Source organism: Rhodococcus sp. 2H158 (assembly GCF_053764755.1).
Genome location: NZ_JBSNCE010000011.1, coordinates 56,546 through 75,139 on the forward strand (window position 1 = coordinate 56,546; position 18,594 = coordinate 75,139).

An 18,594-nucleotide genomic window follows, 5' to 3' on the forward strand; every position below is an offset into this window, starting at 1 on the left:
GATCCGATGATGAGTGGCCGCGCTCAGGCGAGCGCGACGATCACACTCTTGAGCTGTGTGTAGCCGAGCAGTGCTTCGAGGCCCTTCTCGCGGCCGATGCCGCTGGCCTTGTATCCGCCGAAGGGGATCTCGACGCCGGCGCCGGCGTAGCGGTTGATCTGCACCTGTCCGGCCTGCAAGTCTCGGGCAACCCGGTGCGCGCGTCCGACGTCGGCGGTGAAGACCCCGGCCGACAGTCCGTAAGGCGTGTCGTTCGCCTGCTCGATCGCCTCGTCGAGGTCGTCGAACGCGAGCACCGACTGGACCGGTCCGAACACCTCCTGCCGAGCGATCGGCATGTCGTTGGTCACCGACGTGACGAGCGTCGGCACCACGAAGAAGCCCGAATCCCGTTCGGCGGGCGGATGTCCGCCGGCGACCACCTCGGCGCCGCCGGCACGTGCCTGCTCGACGATGCCGAGCACACGGTCCCGCTGCGCCCCGGACACCAAAGGACCGAGATCGGGATCGTCCACCCCCCGTCCGACGCTCAGTCCCTGCATCGCTGCCGCGACACGCTCGACGAACTCGTCGTGGACACTGCGGTGCACGAACAAGCGGGTGGTCGCAAAGCACGACTGCCCCGAATTACGGATGACCGCGAAGGCACCGGCCTTCGCCGCGCGAGGAAGATCTGCGTCCGCGCAGACGATCGTCGGCGACTTGCCGCCGAGTTCGAGATGGCAGCCGACGATCCGCTCCGCGGCGATCCGCCCGACGCGCTGCCCGGACGTGACCGATCCGGTGAAAGCGATATGGCGCACCAGATCATGGCGCACGAGCGCCTCACCCACCGAGGGACCATCACCGAGCACGACGTTGCACACGCCGGCGGGCAGACCCGCGGCGACCAGCAGGACCGCCACCAGGCTCGTGGTGAGCGGCGTGAGTTCGGACGGCTTGACGACCACCGTGTTACCCGCGGCCAGACACGGGGCCACCCCGCGCATCATCTGGCTGATGGGTGCGTTCCACGGCGTGATGTGGGCGACTACACCGTACGGTTCGCGCACGGTGTAGGCGAAGGTGTCGTCCGCCTGCGGGATGGTCTCGCCGCCGAACTTGTCGCACGCGCCCGCGTAGTACTCGAGGTAACGCGCGGTGACGGCGATATCTCCTCGGGCCTGGGAAATCGGTTTTCCCGTGTCGATGGACTCGAGCAGGGCGAGCGTCTCGGCGTGGGCGCGGACCGCCTCGGCAGCACGGGCGAGCACGCGACCCCGCTCGACCGGCGCGGTGCGTGCCCAGCCGCGCCGGGCGGCGTGCGCGTTCTCGACCGCGGCCCCCACCGCGTCCACCGGCGTCTGCGCGAAGTGTGCGACGACTTCTTCGGTGGCCGGGTCGTACACCGGAAACGTCGGCGAACCGGCGTCCACCGCCGTCCATTCGCCGGCGACGACGGCGGTCAGGGTCTCGGGTAGCGTGCCCGCGATCAGGTCGGTGACCATCGGGGAAGCGAGGGTGCTCATCTGCGTCACCTCAGGCGAGTTCGTGGGCTGCGTTCGGAGCGAACTGCGGAGCGCGCCGCTCGCGGTGTGAGCCGACGCCCTCCCGGACATCGGGGCCGTTGAATGCGAGGAACTCGAGGGCGAGCGACGAGTCGAAGATCGGCCCTGCTTGGCGGTACCAGCCGTTGATCGCCTGTTTCGTCCAGCGGATCGCGTCCTGCGCCCCCGACGCCAGATCGGTCGCCACGGTCGTGGCGGTGTCGAGCAGATCCTCCTTGTCGACCGAGACCGACACCAGACCCGCGCGTTCCGCGTCGGCGCCGGAAATCTCACGGCACGTCATGAGCAGGTACTTCGACTTCGCGATGCCGCACAGGAGCGGCCACACCGCCGCGGCGTGATCGCCGGCTGCGACGCCGAGCCGGGTGTGCCCGTCGATGATCCGCGCGTCCTTCGCGGCGACCGAGATGTCCGCCATGAGTGCGATCACCAGTCCCGCTCCCACGGCGGGACCGTGAATCGCGGACACGATGGGTTTCGAGCAGCCGATGATGTTGTAGTAGAGGTCGCGCGCTTCCTGCATCACCCGCATGTTGATTCGGTGGTCGGCGATCTGCGCCTCGACCATGTCGAAGCTGCCGCCGGCGGAGAAGGCTTTGCCCACGCCGCGCACAAGAACCACGCGGACCTCGGGGTCGCGGTCGATCACCTGCCAGATGAGCGCCAGTTCGCGATGCTGGTCTTCGGTCACGGCGTTGAGATTGGGCCCGTCGAAGACGAGTTCGAGCACGCCGGGATGGTTGTTCTCGAACTTCAGGCTGGAGAACTGCTTGTACGTGGACAGCATGGGCGTTTCCTTCGTGACGGGTGGGGTCAGGAGGTGAGGTCGGCGGGGGTGGACCAGGTGGTGAGGACGTCGTCGACGGTGGCTCCCTCGCGGGCGGACAGGCCCGGTCGGCGGGCCGGGGTCCGGTGCAGACGCGGTGAGGGCGCGGGATGGAGAATTCCGTCCACGTCGACGTACACGCCGCGTTCGACGTTGTGCGCGTCGCGCGCGGCCTCGGGGAAGTTCAGCACCGGTGTGACGCAGGCGTCGGTGCCGTCGAAGATCTCGGTCCACTCGGCCATCGATCGGGTGCCGATCCGGTCCTCGATCAAGGTCCTCAGCTGCGGCCAGTTCTCTTCGTCGTCCCGGTCGGGCCATGCGGCGGTATCGGAGCCCAGTCCGGCGAGGAACGCCCGGTAGAAGTCCGCTTCGAGGGCGCCCACTGCGACGAATCGCCCGTCGGCGCACCGGTAGGTGTCGTAGAACGGCGCGCCGTTGTCGATGTGGTTGGTTCCGGGTTCGTCGGAGAACAAGCCCGCAGCGCGCAATCCCTGCATCCGCGCGGTGAGCAGCGCCGCACCGTCGACCATGGACACGTCGACGACCTGCCCCTGCCCGGACCGGGTGGCCTCGAGGACGGCGCAGACGATGCCGAACGCGCCGAGGGCCCCGCCGCCGGCGTAGTCACCGAGGTAGTTCACCGCCGGGCGGGGGCGTGCATCGGGGTGCCCCAGCGTGTGGAGTACACCGGACTGCGCGACGTAGTTGATGTCGTGGCCGACGGACTTCGCCAATCGCCCCGACTGGCCGTAGCCGGTGATCCGCGCGAACACGATCGCCGGATTGCGGTCGAGGACCACGTCGGGACCGAGGCCGAGCCGTTCGACAACGCCCGGTCGGTAGCCTTCCATGAAGATGTCCGCCGAGTCGAGCAGGCGGAGCACGGACTCGATGCCGGCGGGGTCTTTCAGGTCGACCTCCACGGAACTCGTCCCGCGATTGACCACGTCCCGTTCCGGGGAAAGTCCTGTGGTTTGGCCGATCTCGCGCGCGGAACGGTGCCGCGGGCGGGCGACACGGACGACCTCGGCTCCCATGTCGGACAGCAGCATCGAGATGAACGGAGTCGGTCCGAGTCCTTCGAGGACGACGACCCGGACGCCGGCGAGTGCGCCGACACCGTCCCGCGCGGTCATCAGTACGACCTCGGGAGCTTGAGCACGTTGTGCGAGACGAAGTTGAGCACCATCTCCTGCGAGAACGGCGCGTTCTTCTGCAGGCGGCATTCACGCCACAGCCGCTCGATGTGGTACTCCTTCGAGTAGGCGTAGCCGCCCAGGGTCGACATCGCCCGGTCGCAGGCCTCGAATCCGGCTTCGGCGCCGAGGAATTTCGCCGCGGCAGCCTCCTTGCCGCACCTCTGGCCGGTGTCGAACAGGTACGCCGCGTGCATGGCCATGCGCTCGGCGGCCTCGAGGCGGATCCACGAGTCGGCCAGCGGATGTGCCACGGCCTGGTTCTTGCCGATGGGTCGGTCGAACACGACCCGGTCCTTGGCGTACTGGACAGCGATGTCCATCGCGGCGCGACCGATACCGATCTGCTCCATGGCGACGACGATGCGCTCCGGATTGAGTCCGTCGATCAGGTACTGGAATCCCTTGCCGACCTCACCGACGACCTCGTCGTCCCGCACCGGGAGATTGTCGATGAACAGCTCGTTCGAGTCGAGGGCCGAGCGGCCGCACTTCTCGATCTCGCGGACCGTGATGTGGTCGCGGTTCATGTCGGTGAAGAAGATCGTCATGCCGTCGAGCGGGTTGTTATCGTCGCGCGGCGAGGTGCGGGTGAGCAGCAGGATCTTGTCGGCGTTCTGTGCGTTGCTGATCCACACCTTCTGGCCGTTGACGACCCAGCCGTCGTCGACCTTCTTGGCCATGGTGCGGATGCGGGAGGTGTCGACGCCGGCGGTGGGTTCGGTGACGCCGAAACACATGAGGATCTCACCGCTGGCGATCTTCGGCAGCCATTGCTTCTTCATCGCCTCGGACCCGAAGTTGATGATCGGGGCGGGCGGGAAGATCGAGAAATGGATCGCCGAGGCGCCGCTGTTGGCGGCACCGGAGGCGGAGATCTCGTAGAGCATCACGGCCGCCTCGGTCATGCCGAGTCCGAGTCCGCCGTACTCCTCGGGAATGATCAAGCCCAGCCAGCCGCCGTCGGCGAACGCCTTGACGAACTCGCGCGGGTACTCGGCCTTCTTGTCCTTCTGCCGCCAGTACTCCAGGTCGAAGCTGCGGGCCAGCTCTCGTGTCGCCTTCCGGACGACGTCGACGGTGCTCTCGTCGGTGATGGTGCTCATGAGTACTCTCCTACTTCTGCAGACGGGGGATGGCGCCGAGGCTTTCCGGCGAGTCGAGTGCGGCGAGGTCACCCGTCGGTTCGTCGAGATGGCGTGCGCGGATGACGCGGCGCATGATCTTGCCGTTCTTGGTTTTCGGCAGTGCCGAGACGACGTGGACGGTGGGGGCGAACGACCGCCCGACGTTGTGTTCGGCCGTGGACACGAGGTCGTCCTGATCGACGTCCTCGTCCTTGACGACGACGAAGGCGACGACTTTCTGTCCGCGTTGCTCGTCGGGCACACCGATCACGGCGACCTCGACGAGGCGGGAATCCTTGAGGAGCGCGGCCTCGAGTTCGGCCGGCCCGATCCGCCGACCGGACACCTTCATCGTGTCGTCCGACCGACCGTGGATCTTCCAGCTCCCGGAGGGTGACACGCTCGCCAGGTCACCGTGGACCCACACATCGGGGAAGGTGTCCCAGTAGGTCTTCAGGTAGCGGTCGGTGTCCCGCCAGAACGAATGCGTCATGCCGGGCCAGGTGTTCATCACGGCCAGCTCACCGATCTCGTCGAAGACCGGCGTACCGGTCGCGTCGAGGACGGCGGCTTCCATGCCGAGCATGGGGCCGTTGAACGACGCCGCGTCGGCGGCGAGGAACGGGTAGCAGACGACGATCCCGCCGGGGACCTCGGTGCCGCCGCTGTAGTTGACGATCGGACGTTCGCCCTTGCCGACATGGTCGAACAGCCACCGCCACGTGGGTTCGTCCCAGGCCTCGCCAGTGGAAGCGAAGGAGACGAGCGTGGAGAGATCGTGTTCGATCGCCTCGTCCTGCGTGACGGCCATGACGGCGCGTGCGGCGGTCGGCGCGATTCCTTGAAGGGTGACACCGTTGCGTTCGACGATCTCCCACAGCCGGGAGGGGCTCGGGTACGTGGGCACCCCTTCGGTCAGCACGAGCGTGGCGCCGTGCTGGAGGACTCCGATCAGGAGGACGCCGTAGAGCATCCATCCGATGTCGGCGATCCAGGCGACGACATCGCCCTGGTGGACGTCGAACCCGTACGCCGCGTCGACGCCGCACTTGACGGCCAGGCCGCCGTGGGAGTGGACGATGCCCTTCGGTGCGCCCGTGGTTCCGGAGGTGTAGGCGATCACCACGGGATCATTGGGGTCGGTGTGTGCGGTCTCGACGGGGTCGGGGTCTGCGGGGAGCTCGTCCCAGTAGACGTCCCGATCTGCGGTCATCGGAGCGTCGTCTCCGAGGTTGCGCACCACGATGACCGTGCGGACCGACGACGTATCGGCGAGTGCCTCGTCCGCGGTCTCTTTGAGAGGGACCCGCTTGCCTCGGCGCGTCGTGGCGTCTGCGGTCACGAGCACGACCGCCTCGGAGCTGCGGATGCGAGAGGCCACGGCCTCGGCGCCGTATCCGGAGAACGCGGGCACGACCACTGCGCCGATCATGGCGGCGCCAAGGAATGCCACCGCGGTCTCGGTGACCACCGGGGCGAACAACACGATCCGGTCGCCCTTGCCGACCCCGAGGCCCTGCAGGTTAGCGGCGAAGCGGCGCACCTCACGGTCGAGTTCGGCGAAGGTCAGCGACCGGCGCACGCCGTTGTCGGCCTCATAGACGATCGCGTCCCGATCGGCGACCTCACCGGTCGCGAAGCGGTGCGAGCACAGGTGCGCAAGATTGATCTCCCCTCCGGTGAACCACTGCGGAAGGGGCTTGCCGGCGGAGTCGTCGAGCACCGCGGTGAACGGCCGCGCGAATTCGATGTCGAGATCCTCGATCACGGCCCGCCAGAACCATTCGGGGTCGTCGATCGACGCGGTATGCAGGTCCTCGACGGAGTCGTATCCCCACTGCTTCATCGCGCCGAGCAGCCGGTTGCGGGAAATGATCTTCTCGGTCGGGATCCAGGCGGGCGAGGAGGAGGTTCCGAAGACGCATTGACCCTTCATTGCACGTCCTTCTTGTGTGGTGGATGGGTCAGCTGGGGCGCTTGAGCATGAGGCCGTTGCGTCGCGCGTCGCAGACGATCTCGTCGCGCTGATTGAGGCCGAGGTGGCGGAAGAACACGATGCCGGCATCCGCGCGGCTCTTGGATTCTCGCTTGCCGATGATCTCGGTGCGAACGTGGATCGTGTCGCCGTGGAATACCGGCTTGGGGAAGGTGATCTCCTCGAACCCGAGATTCGCGACCGTCGTACCGAGGGTGGTCTCGGGCACCGGGACGCCGCAGACCAGTCCGAGGATGTAGAGGCTGTTGACCAGCCGCTGGCCGAATTCGGTATCCTTGCTGTACTCCGCGTCCAAGTGAAGTGGCGCGAGATTCAGCGTCAGCGAGCTGAACAGCACGTTGTCGTACTCGGAAACGGTCCGCCTCGTGGGGTGGTCGATGACGAGACCGGGTTCGAATTCCTCGAAGTACAAACCGGGCATGTCTGCGCCCTGCCTTTCCGTGTGTTGCCTTGTCAAATACGTCTGGTGTCTGGGGAGAACGCCTGGCAATGCGGGCCAGGCTCCGGGGAGATTTCGCATCCGCTGTGCGCGGAGTGGACGTCGAAGGCGGGATCTGCGCCGCCATCGGCAACGTTAATCTAACGCAGATTAACGTTGCCGTCAACGGCGTGTCCTGTGCTAATTTCGAACCGATGACCGACACGACACGCGGGACCGAGTCACCCTCGGCCGCTGGAACCAAAGCTGCGCGAACTCGCGAGCGCATCATGGATGCGACTGCGCGGGTGATCGGCCGGCGAGGTTACGTCGGCACCCGCCTCTCGGAGGTCGCCAAGGAGGCCGGCCTGCAGGCGGCTGCGATCTACTACCACTTCCCGTCTCGGGAGGCGCTGGTCGAAGAGGTCATCCGCGAGGGAACGACGCAGGTCAACATGCATGTTCGCGATGCCCTGGACGGGTTGCCCGCGCATACCGACCCGCTGGAACGCATTGCGGTTGCGGTCGATGCGCATCTTCGTGTGACCCTCGGGATGTCGGAATACACCATCGCTGCGGTGCGCAACTCGCGGCAGTTGCCCGAGTCGATGCGCGACGCGATTCGGGTCGACGAGGAAACCTACGGCGCGCTGTGGCGTGGTCTCATCAACGACGCCCACGAAGCCGGCCTCATCAGGCGTGATGCCGACCCGTTCCTCACCCGCATGCTCATCTTCGGCGCTCTGAACTGGGCCGTGGAATGGTGGCGCCCGGAAAGCGTTTCTCTCGAGGATACGATCGAGACCGCGCAGATCATTGTTCGCAGGGGCTTGGAGAACCGGCCTCCTGAGATCGCCTCCCCCGTGTTCATCGAGCCGCACTTCTAGCGGGCTCCCGCCTCGTAAACCACCGGCCAGAGCAGCGGCCCCGGCCTGGAAGCCGGCACGGCCCGCCCACCGGATCAACGGCAGTGTCAGCGACATTGCGGAACTCACATTTCTCGGTGTCGAACTGTCGTAGCGCTTTGGCCCGACTCACCTATTGTCATCTGCATCACGTTAATCTACGATAGATTCACACAGTGAGAGGTGCCGGCGCCTTCATCGCGATCACTCCACACTGAGTCCAATTCCGTTGATACGGAATTTCATTCCGTCAAACTGCCCGTCCGCGCCTGTGCGTCGAGCATGGCCGGAAGCGTAAGACCTCGAAGGAGATACCCCTCCATGACCACATTGCGACCGTATCGTTCCATGCTCTTCGTCCCGGGACACAAGGGATCATGGGCCGACAAAGCCGTAGCGACGGGCACCGACGCGATCATTCTCGACCTGGAGGACTCGGTTCCCTCCTCGGACAAGGAACTCGCCCGGAAGACTGTCGTCGAGTCGATCTCTCGACTCCATGACCAGGGCATTCGCGCCGATGTATGGGTGCGACCGAATAGTCGCGTCACCGGACTGATGGGCGCCGACCTCGACGCAGTCGTTGTCCCCGGTGTCGCAGGACTGCTGCTCCCCAAAACCTTCGACGCCAAGGACATCATCCAGATCGATGCCGTCGTGTCCCATCTCGAGGAGACCCGGAACCTCCCTGCAGGGGAGATCGGACTGCTCCTGAGCCTCGAAACCGCATCGTCGATGGCGAACTGCGAGGACATGGCTGCCGCCGTGCCGCGTGTCGCCTCGCTCCTCGGCGCGACGGGACCGAACGCCGACGTCGGACGGGAACTCGGATTCGAATTTACGCCCGAGGGCCTCGAAACCCTCTACCTGCGCAGCCGCATCGTGCTCGCATGCCGGGCAAACGGGCTGCACCACCCGATCGGTGGCGTGTGGCAGGACATCAAGGACCTGGACGGGTTCCGGACATTTGCGGAGGACAATCGTCGACTCGGCTACCGGGGCATGGCCCTCATCCACCCGTCCCATGTCGAGATCACCAACGAGGTCTTCACGCCGTCGCCCGAGAAGGTCGAATTCTACCGTCGCATGGTGCAGGCCTTCCGTGATGCCGAGGCACAGGGGCACGGCGCGGTCGACTTCGAAGGCCAGCACATCGATCTCGCCCACGCCAAGACCGCCGAAGGCGTCATCGCCCTTGCCGAGGCAGTGTCCGCAGTCTGATCCCGACCTCGGATCGGCACTTCACCGGTGCCGTACCCCTCCCCCCTTTCCCGAGCCATCCAGAAGGATCGCCATGCCCACCTCCGACGTGTCCACACCACCGGTGCATGTCACCGAATCGGCGGCGCGCCGCCGTGCCATCTACGCCGGCGTGATCGGCAACTTCATCGAGTGGTACGACTTCGGTCTGTACGGCTTTTTTGCCGTGACCATTTCGGTATTGTTCTTCCCGGCGTCCGACCCGACCGCGGCGCTCCTGTCCACCTTCGCGGTATTCGCCCTGGGGTTCCTCATCCGCCCGCTCGGCGCATTCGTCTTCGGCTGGATCGGCGACCGCATCGGCCGACGCGCATCCCTCCTGGCCGCCGTGATCCTCATGAGCCTGTCGACCGTCCTGCTGGGCTTGTTGCCCACCTACGCCAGCATCGGCGTCTGGGCCACCGTCCTGCTCGTTGCCCTCAGGATGTTCCAGGGGCTGTCCGCCGGCGGCGAGTACGCCGGCGCCACGATCTACGTGGTCGAGCACGCTCCGCGAGGATGGCGCGGCCGGTACGGTTCCCTGTCGCCCGCTGCCGTCGGAGTCGGGACCGCCACCGCAGCTGTGGTGTCACTCATCGTGACCTCGTCGCTGACCGAGGCCGACCTCAGCTCGTGGGGCTGGCGCATCCCGTTCCTGCTGTCCGGGCCGCTGGGTGTCATCGCCATCATCCTGCGGATGCGAATCGAGGAGAGCCCCGAATTCCAGGCGGTGCGCGACTCCGGCCAGGTCGAGTCCGCGCCCCTCGCCGAGGGCTTCCGCGTGGCGAAGAAATCGATGGCCACGGTGTTCGGGTGGAACATGCTCAACGGCGTCTCCTTCTACATGCTCACCGGATTCACAGTGGCCTACATGATGAAGGTGTCGGAGCTGACCTACACCGCATCGCTCAGCGCCCTGGCCGTCGCACTGCTCTTCTATACCTGCGTGTCCCCGTTCTACGGACTGTGCGTGGACAAGCTCAGCCGACGCCAGGTCGCGATGTTCTCCTCCCTGGGCATGGCCGTGTTCGCCCCCCTGGCGTTCTTCTTGCTCCAGCAGCAAACATTCGCATCGTCACTGCTGGCCCTGATGGGAATCGCATTCTTCGCCGCCGGTGTGACCTCCATCGTGGCGGTCTCCATGGTCGACCTCTTCCCCGCCCGCATCCGGTTCTCTGCCGGCGCAGTCCCCTACCAGATTTCCATCGCCGTCTTCGGCGGCACCGCCCCCTACGTGGCCACCTGGCTGGGAGGAACCTCCGTCGAGCTGGCGCCCGGGTACTACCTCGCGCTGATCTCCCTGATCGCCGCCTCCGTCGCGTGGTTCGGGTTCAAGGGAGTCGACGAGAACACCAACGCCGAGTTGATCGCCCGCAGCGCCGAAGGTGTCGAACAGTGACCTGACGCGCTGAGGAACCGGCACAGCATGTCGCTGTGCCGGCTTCTCGGGTTTCGGCGCCCTTCATTTCCACAGACGAGAGGTTTGAGCATGTCGACGGTAACCACGGATCGTCGTGGATCGATCGCAGTGATCTATCTGAACAACCCACCCGTGAACATGGGCAACGCGTCCCTGAGAGCCGACCTCGCCCGGACGCTACAAGAAATTGCCGCGGATTCCACGGTCGACGCGGTGGTCGTCGCCTCCGAACTGCAACATTTCTATGCCGGCTCGGACATCAACGAGTTCGCCGGCGAGCTCACAGAGCCGCAACTGCCGTCCGTCATCGCAGCCCTCGAGAATCTCGACGTGCCGGTGGTCGCCGCGATCACCGGTCTCGCTCTGGGCGGTGGGCTCGAATTCGTTCTCGGCTGCGATCGCCGGATCGGGGATCCCTCCGTGCAGCTCGGGTTCCCCGAGGTCACCCTCGGAATGGTGCCCGGTGCCGGAGGGACCGTGCGCACGCCTCGCCTCACCGGTGTCCCCACCGCCATCGATCTGGTGACGTCGGCGCGACGAATCGACAGTGAGGAGGCACTCCGCGTCGGACTACTCGACGAGATCGTTCCGACAGACAGTCTCGTCGCTCGTGCGGTCGAGCTGGCACGGTCCATGACGGCCAAATCTCGGGTGATCGACCGGCCGGTGCCCTCCGCACGCGAAGAGGACGTCGACGCGGCCATCGCGCGAGTGAGCCGACGAGCACGCCCGAACGTGCTCGAAGCGGTCGACCTGGTTCGGCGCGCAGGCGACGGCGACGTCCACGAGGCACTCACCACCGAACGCGCCGTCTTCGACAGACTCCGGAAATCGGACGAAGCACGTAACCTGCGGTACCTGTTCTTCGCGCGCCGTGCGGCGGCGAAGGCTCTCCGCTCACCCGCCGCCCCGGCAGTGCGAACGGTGGGCATCGCCGGCGCGGGAACCATGGGTGCCTCCCTCGCCCGAACCTTCGCCGATCACGGTTACACGGTCGTCGTCTACGACAGAAATCTCGCCGCAGTGGAACGACTCGCAGCCGAGGAAAGCGGGATCCGCGCCGCCACCGACATCACCGGCCTGGCGGATGCCGATCTCGTCATCGACGCGGTGTTCGAGGATATGGAGGTCAAGACCGAGTTGCTCAGAGCTCTCGAGACCACCCTGCGTGACGACACGGTGATCGCGAGCAACACCTCGTATCTCGATCTCGACGAGATGTCGCATGCGCTCGTGCACCGGAACCGATTCGCGGGGCTGCACTTCTTCAATCCGCCGCACCGCAACCCCCTCGTCGAGCTGATCCGCACTCCGGCGACCGACGACACCACCGCAGTTTCCCTCGCCCGGATCATCACCACACTTGACAAAGTCGGCATTCCGGCCGGTATCGACGACGGGTTCGTCGCCAATCGCGTCTACGCCGACTACCGCACCCAGGTCGAATTCCTGGTGGAGGAAGGCGCCTCACCCGCCGACGTGGATCGTGCGATGCACGGGCTCGGCATGCCGTTCGGCCCCTTCGCTGTGGCCGACATGTCCGGCCTGGACATTGCCTGGGCACGGCGCAAGCGGCTGGCGGCGACCAGGGATCCGCAGCAACGTTATGTCGCGATCCCCGATCGGCTCTGTGAAGCAGGCCGACTCGGGCAGAAGACCGGAGCAGGGTGGTTTAGGTATCCGGAGGGTTCTCGACGTGGAGAGCCTGATCCTGAGGTCGACACGATCATCGACACCGAACGGGGGATCAAGGGGATCGAGCCGCGCCGGATCGACGATGCGGAGATCCGAAACCGAGTCCTCGCGTCGATGCTGGCTGCGGCCGCGGCCCTGGTGGACTCCGGAGTCGCCGGACGCGCGTCCGACATCGATGTCGCCATGACCGAAGGGTTCGCCTTTCCCAAGGCGCTTGGTGGTCCGATCCGAGCGATGTCTACCTGGGGGGACAGCGCGCTCATCAGTGCCCTCGCTGTGGTGCACGAATCCTGCCCCGTGACGTTCGCAGTGGCAGAACCCGCAGCACGGGGGCAACTCCCGGAACCTGTCGCGCGGTGCCTGGACGAAGTTCGCACACGGCCGTGACGCGCACCCACGGCGACAGGGTCGTGCCTGCGATCCACTACCGTGGAGCAGTGACCATGGATGCTCCGAACAAGCGACAGGGTGGAGAAACTGCTGTGCGCGACGGCGCGTCCACCCGCCAGCTCATTCTGGATGCTGCCGCAGAGGTTATGTACAGGGAAGGGTACGGGGGAACCAAGCTCTCTGACATCGCGGAGATCGTCGGAATCAAGACGCCGGCGATCTACCGCCACTTCCCCTCGCGCGAGGATCTCGTCGATGAGGTAATGACGGTCGGGCACCGCCGGTTCATCGAGCACGTGACCGCTGTCATCGAGGCACTTCCCGCAACCGCGACGCCACTCGATCGGATCCTCGCGGCTGTCGGCGGCCATCTGGAGGTCGCGCTGACGATCTCGCACTACGCGGCGGCATCGACGCGGAACATGAGCCAGATGCCCGATGCCATCCGAGAACGCCAACAGGAATTGCGCCGCGAGTACGGCGCGATCTGGCGACGGCATCTGGCAGAGGCGGCCGAAGCCGGCCAGCTTCACCCCGGATTGAACCTGTATGCAGCGCAGGGGCTGATCATCGGAGCCCTGAGCTGGTCGAACGAATGGTGGGATCCTGAACGAGGCACCCTCCAATCCCTGATCCGAAACGCACAAGCCCTCGTCCTTCACGGGATCGGCCGCCAATGAGGTTTTCTCAGTAGCGGCCTGCGTGCTCGAATTGCGTGAGCATGAGCGCCGCCTTGGTGATGGAACCGATTCTTTTGGGGCACAGGGTGATCCTGTCGAGTGCCTTCCATCGCGTGGTGAGCAGCGCAGCGGCATGTTCGCCGAGGCACCGCAGACTGGTCAGCAGCATGTTGCGACACACGGTGTCGGCGTCGAGGGTGTTGCCGTCGGCAGGGGCTTTCGTGGGCGTGTGGATACCGATGCCGGTGCCCTGGTGGCCCTTGTCCGCGAGGGTGGCAAGGCCCTGGGCCGCGGCGGCGTACAGGGCTCCGGTGACCCGGTGTGCGCGGGCGGCGGTCAGATCGTGGGTGCTGCCCGGCAGCGCGTCGGAGACCCACAGCGGGAATCCGTCCGCGGTCGCCACGAACTGGATGTTCGCGCCGAATCGGCGGTGTCTACCGGAATACCACAGGTGGATCGGGGTGCCTCTGCTGCCGAGGGTGGTCTCGGCGACCCGGTCGCTGGGTATGAGGGTGCCGTCGAGGATCACGTGGGTCTCGCCGGCGGCGAGGCGGTCGCGCAGCACGTCGGGCAGTTCCGGGGCCTGGGCGGCGAGCACGTCGATGCCCTCGCGGCTGGTACCGGTAGCCGCGCGATCGAGATGCCGGCGTCACGGGCCAGGGCGGTGAGCGCGGTGTCCTGTCGGAACCAGCGCAGCACGAGTACCGCCTGGGCGAACGCGGTCAGGGCCCGGCGGCCCCTGCGGGTACCGCGTGCGCGGCGGTCGGCCTGCAACAGTCGACCCAGGTACTGGGCGAGCGGTCGAGGGACGTCGAGCGTGGCTGAATAGGTGGTCACGTGGAGCCTCTGGTTCGTGGACTTGATCTTCGCAAATCCAGTCCTACCAGGGGCTCTGCGTCTCTTGGCGATCCGGCCCTGACACCGCCCAAGCAAGATCAACTCACCGAGAGAACCTCAATGAGATGGACCCGATAACCAGGCCTTCTGTTTGATTCGAGGCTCCTGCCCAGGCGCGCCCCGCCAGGGTCGGACCGGTCCGGTTCAACCACGGATCCGCTTCTCGACTGCCACGATGCGGGGGATTCGACAATGTCAGATCCAGCCACGGGGAGATCAGGATCAGTCGGGACTGCGACGCTGAACCCCGGAGGGTGGGCTCCAGCTGATCCTCGCCACGCATCCAGCGCTGTCCCGAGTGACACGAAATTTGGAAAGTGACACCCGGTCGCGGAACCTGCAAAAACTGTAGGTTCCGGTCGAACTTGCCAGTCGCACACACCCCTGACCTGGGGCTTCCAAAGTCTTGTCACCAAGGGATTCTCATCCTCTTGTCAAAATCCTCGGACATTTCAGGGGACTGCCGCAGGGCGTGGAAGCGGACAGTGCGGTCGCGCCAGTACAGGGTCAGTGTCTTCGTGGTCTCGGTGTAGCGCAGCCGGGCGACGGGCAGGCTGGTCCATTTCGATCCGAGGTCGGCGCGCCAGGGGGCGCGTCGTCCGACGATCGTCAGGTGGCGCGCCGCGATGCCGCGGGCGTCGGCCGCGCCGGCACCTCGTCGGATCCGCCGCCGGAGGCCACGGTGGTCAGCGGGGAGCGATGTGGGTTCTCGGCCGCCGCGTCGAGCACGGTGAAGGCGGTGCCGTGGCACTGTCGGCGGCGGCGATTCGGTTCGTGGTTGTCGGCGATGTCCACGTCCCCGATCAGCTCCTCGAGATCGTCGTCGCTCACCGGCAGGACGATCTCGTCGCCGCTAACGTACGCGCGGAAGACGGCCCGTTCGCAGTCGGTATCGAGCAGCGTGAGCTCCCACAGCGTCGTGGCCACCTCGTCCGGGATCCGGAGGTGGTGCACACCGGGCTCCTCGGCACGGCAGCGCACTGACCCAGCGGACCCCGATCCCCGGCGGTGGCGACCCGCACCAGTGCACCCAACTGCTCGGCGAGACGGCGCGCCGGGCCGGGAGCCTCGTCCGGCAGCTCGAGGAAATGACGCAGATCGCCGACGAGCACGCTGTCAAAGGACTCGACTCCGGGCCCGTCTCGTGATCCGCGAGCCCGGTACCTATCCGATATGGCGGGGACGTACCCGATACCCCTGGTCTGTGAGCCATGCGCGGGCGCGACCAGCTCTGCGTTCGTCCGAGAACAGCCGATACCGGTGAAACTCGTTGGGCGACTGCGAGAGCACGTCCTTGAAGCGGCGGAAAGCGCCTCGTCCGCAGAGCGCGATGCGCAGCTGCTCGGCCAGGGCGGGATCGGCCACCGAGTCGAGGAACACCTCCATGTCGCGGTAACCGGGGCGCGATCCGACGCACTCGACGAACAACCAGCGGTCGGGGTCGCCGTCCGCGTCGTCGTCGGACATCTCGTCGATGACCATGGCCGGCCACGTGTGCCCGGTCTCGAGGTCGAGACGGCCGCCGCCGTAGACGACGTCGCCTTCGAGCAGCGATGACAGCTCGTCGAGATCGACCGCCAGTGGCCGGAGCGTCGGAGTGGCCCGGGCCAGTGCGGCCTCGAGCTGGTCGGCGAGCTCCGCGTCTCCGGTCCAGCCGCGCACGTGCAGCGCCGCGGCGCACCGGGTGGCCACCTCCCGTGCGCCGGGCAGCTGATCGTCGACGGCCGCGACGAGCGCGTCTCCGATCAACTGCAAGACCGCATCGAGGGGTCGTCCCCGCACCAGATCGAGGATCGTGTCGGTACTCGTGTGCAGAGCGGCACGCAGCGCCCGCACCGAGTGTTCGTCCCAGCCGGTGTCCATCGAGTGCCGACGATAATCGCACCGGCCCCCGACGCGGCATCGTTTCGCCCTTCCGGTCGACCACTTCCCTGCTGCTGGTGACAGCCGCACCGTCCGATATGACGAGCGCCCAGGACCATACGGCCCATGACTCTCCCGCACCGACATGAAACGAGAAGCTCGCTTTTCAGACTGCCTCACGGTCGAGCTGCAAATCCCGTTGCGGACTGATCTCCCCGACGGGAACATCCGCGAGCAGAGGCACAGCATCGGCGACCATCTCCGGGACCTGGTCGATCCCACGAGCCTGGGTGAATGCCCCGTCGACCTCGGCACTTCCACGGCTCACCACCCGCCGGAACGGGTGGCCTTCGCAGTGACCTTTCAGTAGGTCCACAACAACGACGCGGAGCCGCTGTGCCCGAACGTCCAGGGATTCGGATTCGCCGATGCTCCTGACCTGTGGGGTGCGGCAGCAGCTCGGGTACAGGGTGTCCGGCCCGAATGGAACGGCGGTCCGACCTACCACCATCTGCGGGCAAAGCAGGAACCGCTGTTGTGGGTGCCCGATGCGGTGACCTGGTGCAGCTCCTGCAGGGACGAGCACCCTACCGCAGGTGGGCCGGCGGGTCGCCGGGGGTGATACCGAGGTGGACGTGATCGTGGTGGACGCGGTCGGAGAAGAAGCCCTTGCGTACTCCGTTGAGGTCGACGGGCCCACCGACCTCGGTGGCCCCCAACTCGGCGGCTCGCCGCATCAGTCGAAGCGGTCGATCGTCACCGGCCGGGGCGACCACCGGCCGACCGTCGATCTCGCGGATGTCCACGGCTCGTCCGACGGCGTGGTTGGACACCCGCGCGGTCGGAAACACCGTCTGGATGTGGCCGGTATGCATCACCTGGACTGTCAGGGTGAACTCCCGGGACAGTGCGTGGAGTATCGCCAGCAGCTGGGTGTCGATCCTGCCGGTGCGGACGTCGCTCCGGGCGGGGTCCGGCAGGACGATCTTCGGGTTGGCGAGCACCGCTGCGGCCGTGTCGGTCAACGGCAGCGGCGAACCCAGCGAGGTCGGTGGGACGACTCGCTCGACGGTCCAGCTGCCGCCGGGTTCTCGGGCCAGCCGCACGTCCACGACGAGTTCTCGGATCCAGGGCCCCGAGACGGTGCGCAGGTTCTGCCCGACCAAGGCGATCACCGCCGCGGTGTCGCGGGCCAGCCCGCCGTACTGCGGATAGACCACCGTCAGTTCCCCGGCGCGGGCGGTGGACGGTTGGAGGACGGACGCGGTCGCTGCCGCCGCCGGTGAGGCGCCGGCCCGGACGAGGTTGTCGACGGCCGTCCCGTCGTCGCTCCAGTTGCCGGCGGTTTCCAGAAACGCCGCCGCGGTGCGCTTGACCTCGGGGGACACTTCGCCTGGGGCCGGCCGCCAGCGGCTCGCCTCGGCGGACAACGGAGAACGAAGTGGGCCGGCTCCGGGACCAGGGTGAGGTTGCTGCGGTGTCGGCGTGCTTGCCGGGTGCGCAGGTTCGGGCGGGGTCGACTCGACGGCGCACGACGCCCCTGCGGCGGCCGAGCCCACGGTCAGCAACGCCAACAGCTGACGTCGGGTCAGATTCATCAGGGATCTGTCCCGCACCGGTCGCAGAAACTGCCGGGGCGGGCCGGAGGCACGACGGGGTGGCGATAGCTGCGTACGGCGACGCCGTCGCGGGTGAGGTGTTCTCGCACCGGGCTCCATCCCAGGTGTTCGTAGAACGCGCCGGCGCCGTCCGGGCCGACGCTGGTGAGCAGCTCGGCTGTTGCAGCGCCCCGCTCGTGCGCATGAGCGAGAAACAGCTCGACCAGGCACGCACCGACTCCGCTACCCCGCAGCGGCGGCCGGACGGCGACCGCGGCCAGCAAAGCTACCGGCACGGGATCGATCTGGGCCGAGTGCGCGGCAGGCCGTGAGGTGATCGTGCGAAGAAGGCGTCGGGTCCACGGCCCCGCCCGTGTGCGCAGGAACCGCACCGCCAGTGGTGGGTGATGCAGCAGCGACAAGGCTGCGGTCGACGCCAGGGCCAGCATGCAGCGGCGGTCGGCCAGCACCGCCCGCATGTGTGCCGACTCGTCGGTCGATCCGAACAGGAAGGCGCACACGTCCTCGCCGGAGTCGCACCGACACACCGCGACGAACGCCACTGCATGCGGTGAGTCGAGGAATGTCCTGTGCCAGCGACGCATGAAACGCGGCCCCAGAGCGGGGAAGAACCCGACTGGCAGCTGCTCGATGTGCAGTTGCGCTGTGGCGTCGAGATCGGCGGCAGTGGTGCCTCGCAGGACAAGATCGTTCGCGGTCAACGGACCGGGCCGTGGAGAAGGCGCCGTTCGGGCACGGCACCGCGGGCGGCGGCGACGCAACGTCGATCGGTACAC

The 18,594-nt window shown here is 66.8% G+C and carries 16 protein-coding genes and 1 pseudogene; 5 read left to right on the forward strand and 12 right to left on the reverse strand.

Annotation, left to right across the window (positions count from 1 at the left end):
* Positions 1–23: 23 nt before the first annotated feature.
* Genes ACWPOB_RS12630 through ACWPOB_RS12655 form a run of 6 tightly spaced genes read right to left on the reverse strand, consistent with a single transcriptional unit; the run spans position 24 to position 7,149 of the window.
* Entirely contained in the window at positions 24–1,508 is a 1,485-nt protein-coding gene (locus tag ACWPOB_RS12630; protein WP_455401014.1) for an aldehyde dehydrogenase family protein, read from the reverse strand.
* A 10-nt stretch (positions 1,509–1,518) separates the two neighbouring features.
* Complete coding sequence (locus ACWPOB_RS12635; RefSeq protein ID WP_377444620.1) at positions 1,519–2,334, reverse strand: enoyl-CoA hydratase/isomerase family protein; 816 nt, start codon at positions 2,332–2,334, stop codon at positions 1,519–1,521.
* 26 nt (positions 2,335–2,360) lie between these two features.
* Positions 2,361–3,509 carry a CaiB/BaiF CoA transferase family protein gene (locus ACWPOB_RS12640; protein ID WP_100055718.1) on the reverse strand — a complete coding sequence of 383 codons (1,149 nt, stop codon included), beginning with the start codon at positions 3,507–3,509 and terminating at the stop codon, positions 2,361–2,363.
* Complete coding sequence (locus ACWPOB_RS12645) at positions 3,509–4,675, reverse strand: acyl-CoA dehydrogenase family protein (RefSeq protein WP_100055717.1); 1,167 nt, start codon at positions 4,673–4,675, stop codon at positions 3,509–3,511. Before ACWPOB_RS12645 ends, ACWPOB_RS12640 begins: the two co-directional genes overlap by 1 nt.
* Before the next feature lie 10 nt (positions 4,676–4,685).
* Positions 4,686–6,632 carry an AMP-binding protein gene (locus ACWPOB_RS12650; RefSeq protein WP_100055716.1) on the reverse strand — a complete coding sequence of 649 codons (1,947 nt, stop codon included), beginning with the start codon at positions 6,630–6,632 and terminating at the stop codon, positions 4,686–4,688.
* A 28-nt stretch (positions 6,633–6,660) separates the two neighbouring features.
* A complete protein-coding gene (locus ACWPOB_RS12655; protein ID WP_387432059.1) occupies positions 6,661–7,149 on the reverse strand; it encodes a MaoC family dehydratase in 489 nt (162 codons plus the stop codon).
* A gap of 77 nt (positions 7,150–7,226) precedes the next feature.
* Here ACWPOB_RS12655 and ACWPOB_RS12660 point away from each other — a divergent pair, with 77 nt between their 5' ends.
* From ACWPOB_RS12660 to ACWPOB_RS12680, 5 genes are all read left to right on the forward strand, one after another.
* Positions 7,227–7,997 carry a TetR/AcrR family transcriptional regulator gene (locus ACWPOB_RS12660; protein ID WP_387432062.1) on the forward strand — a complete coding sequence of 257 codons (771 nt, stop codon included), beginning with the start codon at positions 7,227–7,229 and terminating at the stop codon, positions 7,995–7,997.
* Positions 7,998–8,345: 348 nt separating this feature from the next.
* Positions 8,346–9,236, forward strand: coding sequence for an HpcH/HpaI aldolase/citrate lyase family protein (locus ACWPOB_RS12665; RefSeq protein WP_100055724.1), 891 nt, complete (start codon positions 8,346–8,348; stop codon positions 9,234–9,236).
* A gap of 73 nt (positions 9,237–9,309) precedes the next feature.
* Positions 9,310–10,653 (forward strand): MFS transporter, encoded by a 1,344-nt coding sequence (locus ACWPOB_RS12670; protein ID WP_377444606.1) that lies wholly within the window; start codon positions 9,310–9,312, stop codon positions 10,651–10,653.
* Between the two features lie 90 nt (positions 10,654–10,743).
* Positions 10,744–12,756 carry a 3-hydroxyacyl-CoA dehydrogenase NAD-binding domain-containing protein gene (locus tag ACWPOB_RS12675; RefSeq protein ID WP_455401015.1) on the forward strand — a complete coding sequence of 671 codons (2,013 nt, stop codon included), beginning with the start codon at positions 10,744–10,746 and terminating at the stop codon, positions 12,754–12,756.
* A 56-nt stretch (positions 12,757–12,812) separates the two neighbouring features.
* Positions 12,813–13,439: a TetR/AcrR family transcriptional regulator gene (locus ACWPOB_RS12680; protein ID WP_455401107.1), complete on the forward strand. Its 627-nt coding sequence runs from the start codon at positions 12,813–12,815 to the stop codon at positions 13,437–13,439.
* Positions 13,440–13,446: 7 nt separating this feature from the next.
* Here ACWPOB_RS12680 and ACWPOB_RS12685 read toward each other — a convergent pair.
* The 6 genes and pseudogenes from ACWPOB_RS12685 to ACWPOB_RS12710 form a co-directional block, all read right to left on the reverse strand.
* Positions 13,447–14,276 (reverse strand): annotated as a pseudogene (locus ACWPOB_RS12685) (transposase family protein).
* A 469-nt stretch (positions 14,277–14,745) separates the two neighbouring features.
* On the reverse strand, positions 14,746–15,000 hold the full coding sequence (locus ACWPOB_RS12690; protein WP_455401108.1) for a DUF3024 domain-containing protein: 255 nt from the start codon (positions 14,998–15,000) through the stop codon (positions 14,746–14,748).
* The gene (locus tag ACWPOB_RS12695) at positions 14,946–15,290 is read right to left on the reverse strand and encodes a hypothetical protein (RefSeq protein ID WP_455401113.1); all 345 of its coding nucleotides are present in this window, start codon (positions 15,288–15,290) and stop codon (positions 14,946–14,948) included. Before ACWPOB_RS12695 ends, ACWPOB_RS12690 begins: the two co-directional genes overlap by 55 nt.
* 210 nt (positions 15,291–15,500) lie before the next feature.
* Positions 15,501–16,199, reverse strand: coding sequence for a UPF0158 family protein (locus ACWPOB_RS12700; protein ID WP_455401016.1), 699 nt, complete (start codon positions 16,197–16,199; stop codon positions 15,501–15,503).
* A gap of 587 nt (positions 16,200–16,786) precedes the next feature.
* Positions 16,787–17,587, reverse strand: coding sequence for a hypothetical protein (locus tag ACWPOB_RS12705; RefSeq protein WP_455401017.1), 801 nt, complete (start codon positions 17,585–17,587; stop codon positions 16,787–16,789).
* Positions 17,588–17,796: 209 nt separating this feature from the next.
* Positions 17,797–18,519, reverse strand: a complete 723-nt coding sequence (locus ACWPOB_RS12710) for a GNAT family N-acetyltransferase (protein ID WP_455401018.1) — start codon at positions 18,517–18,519, stop codon at positions 17,797–17,799.
* Between the last annotated feature and the right edge of the window lie 75 nt (positions 18,520–18,594).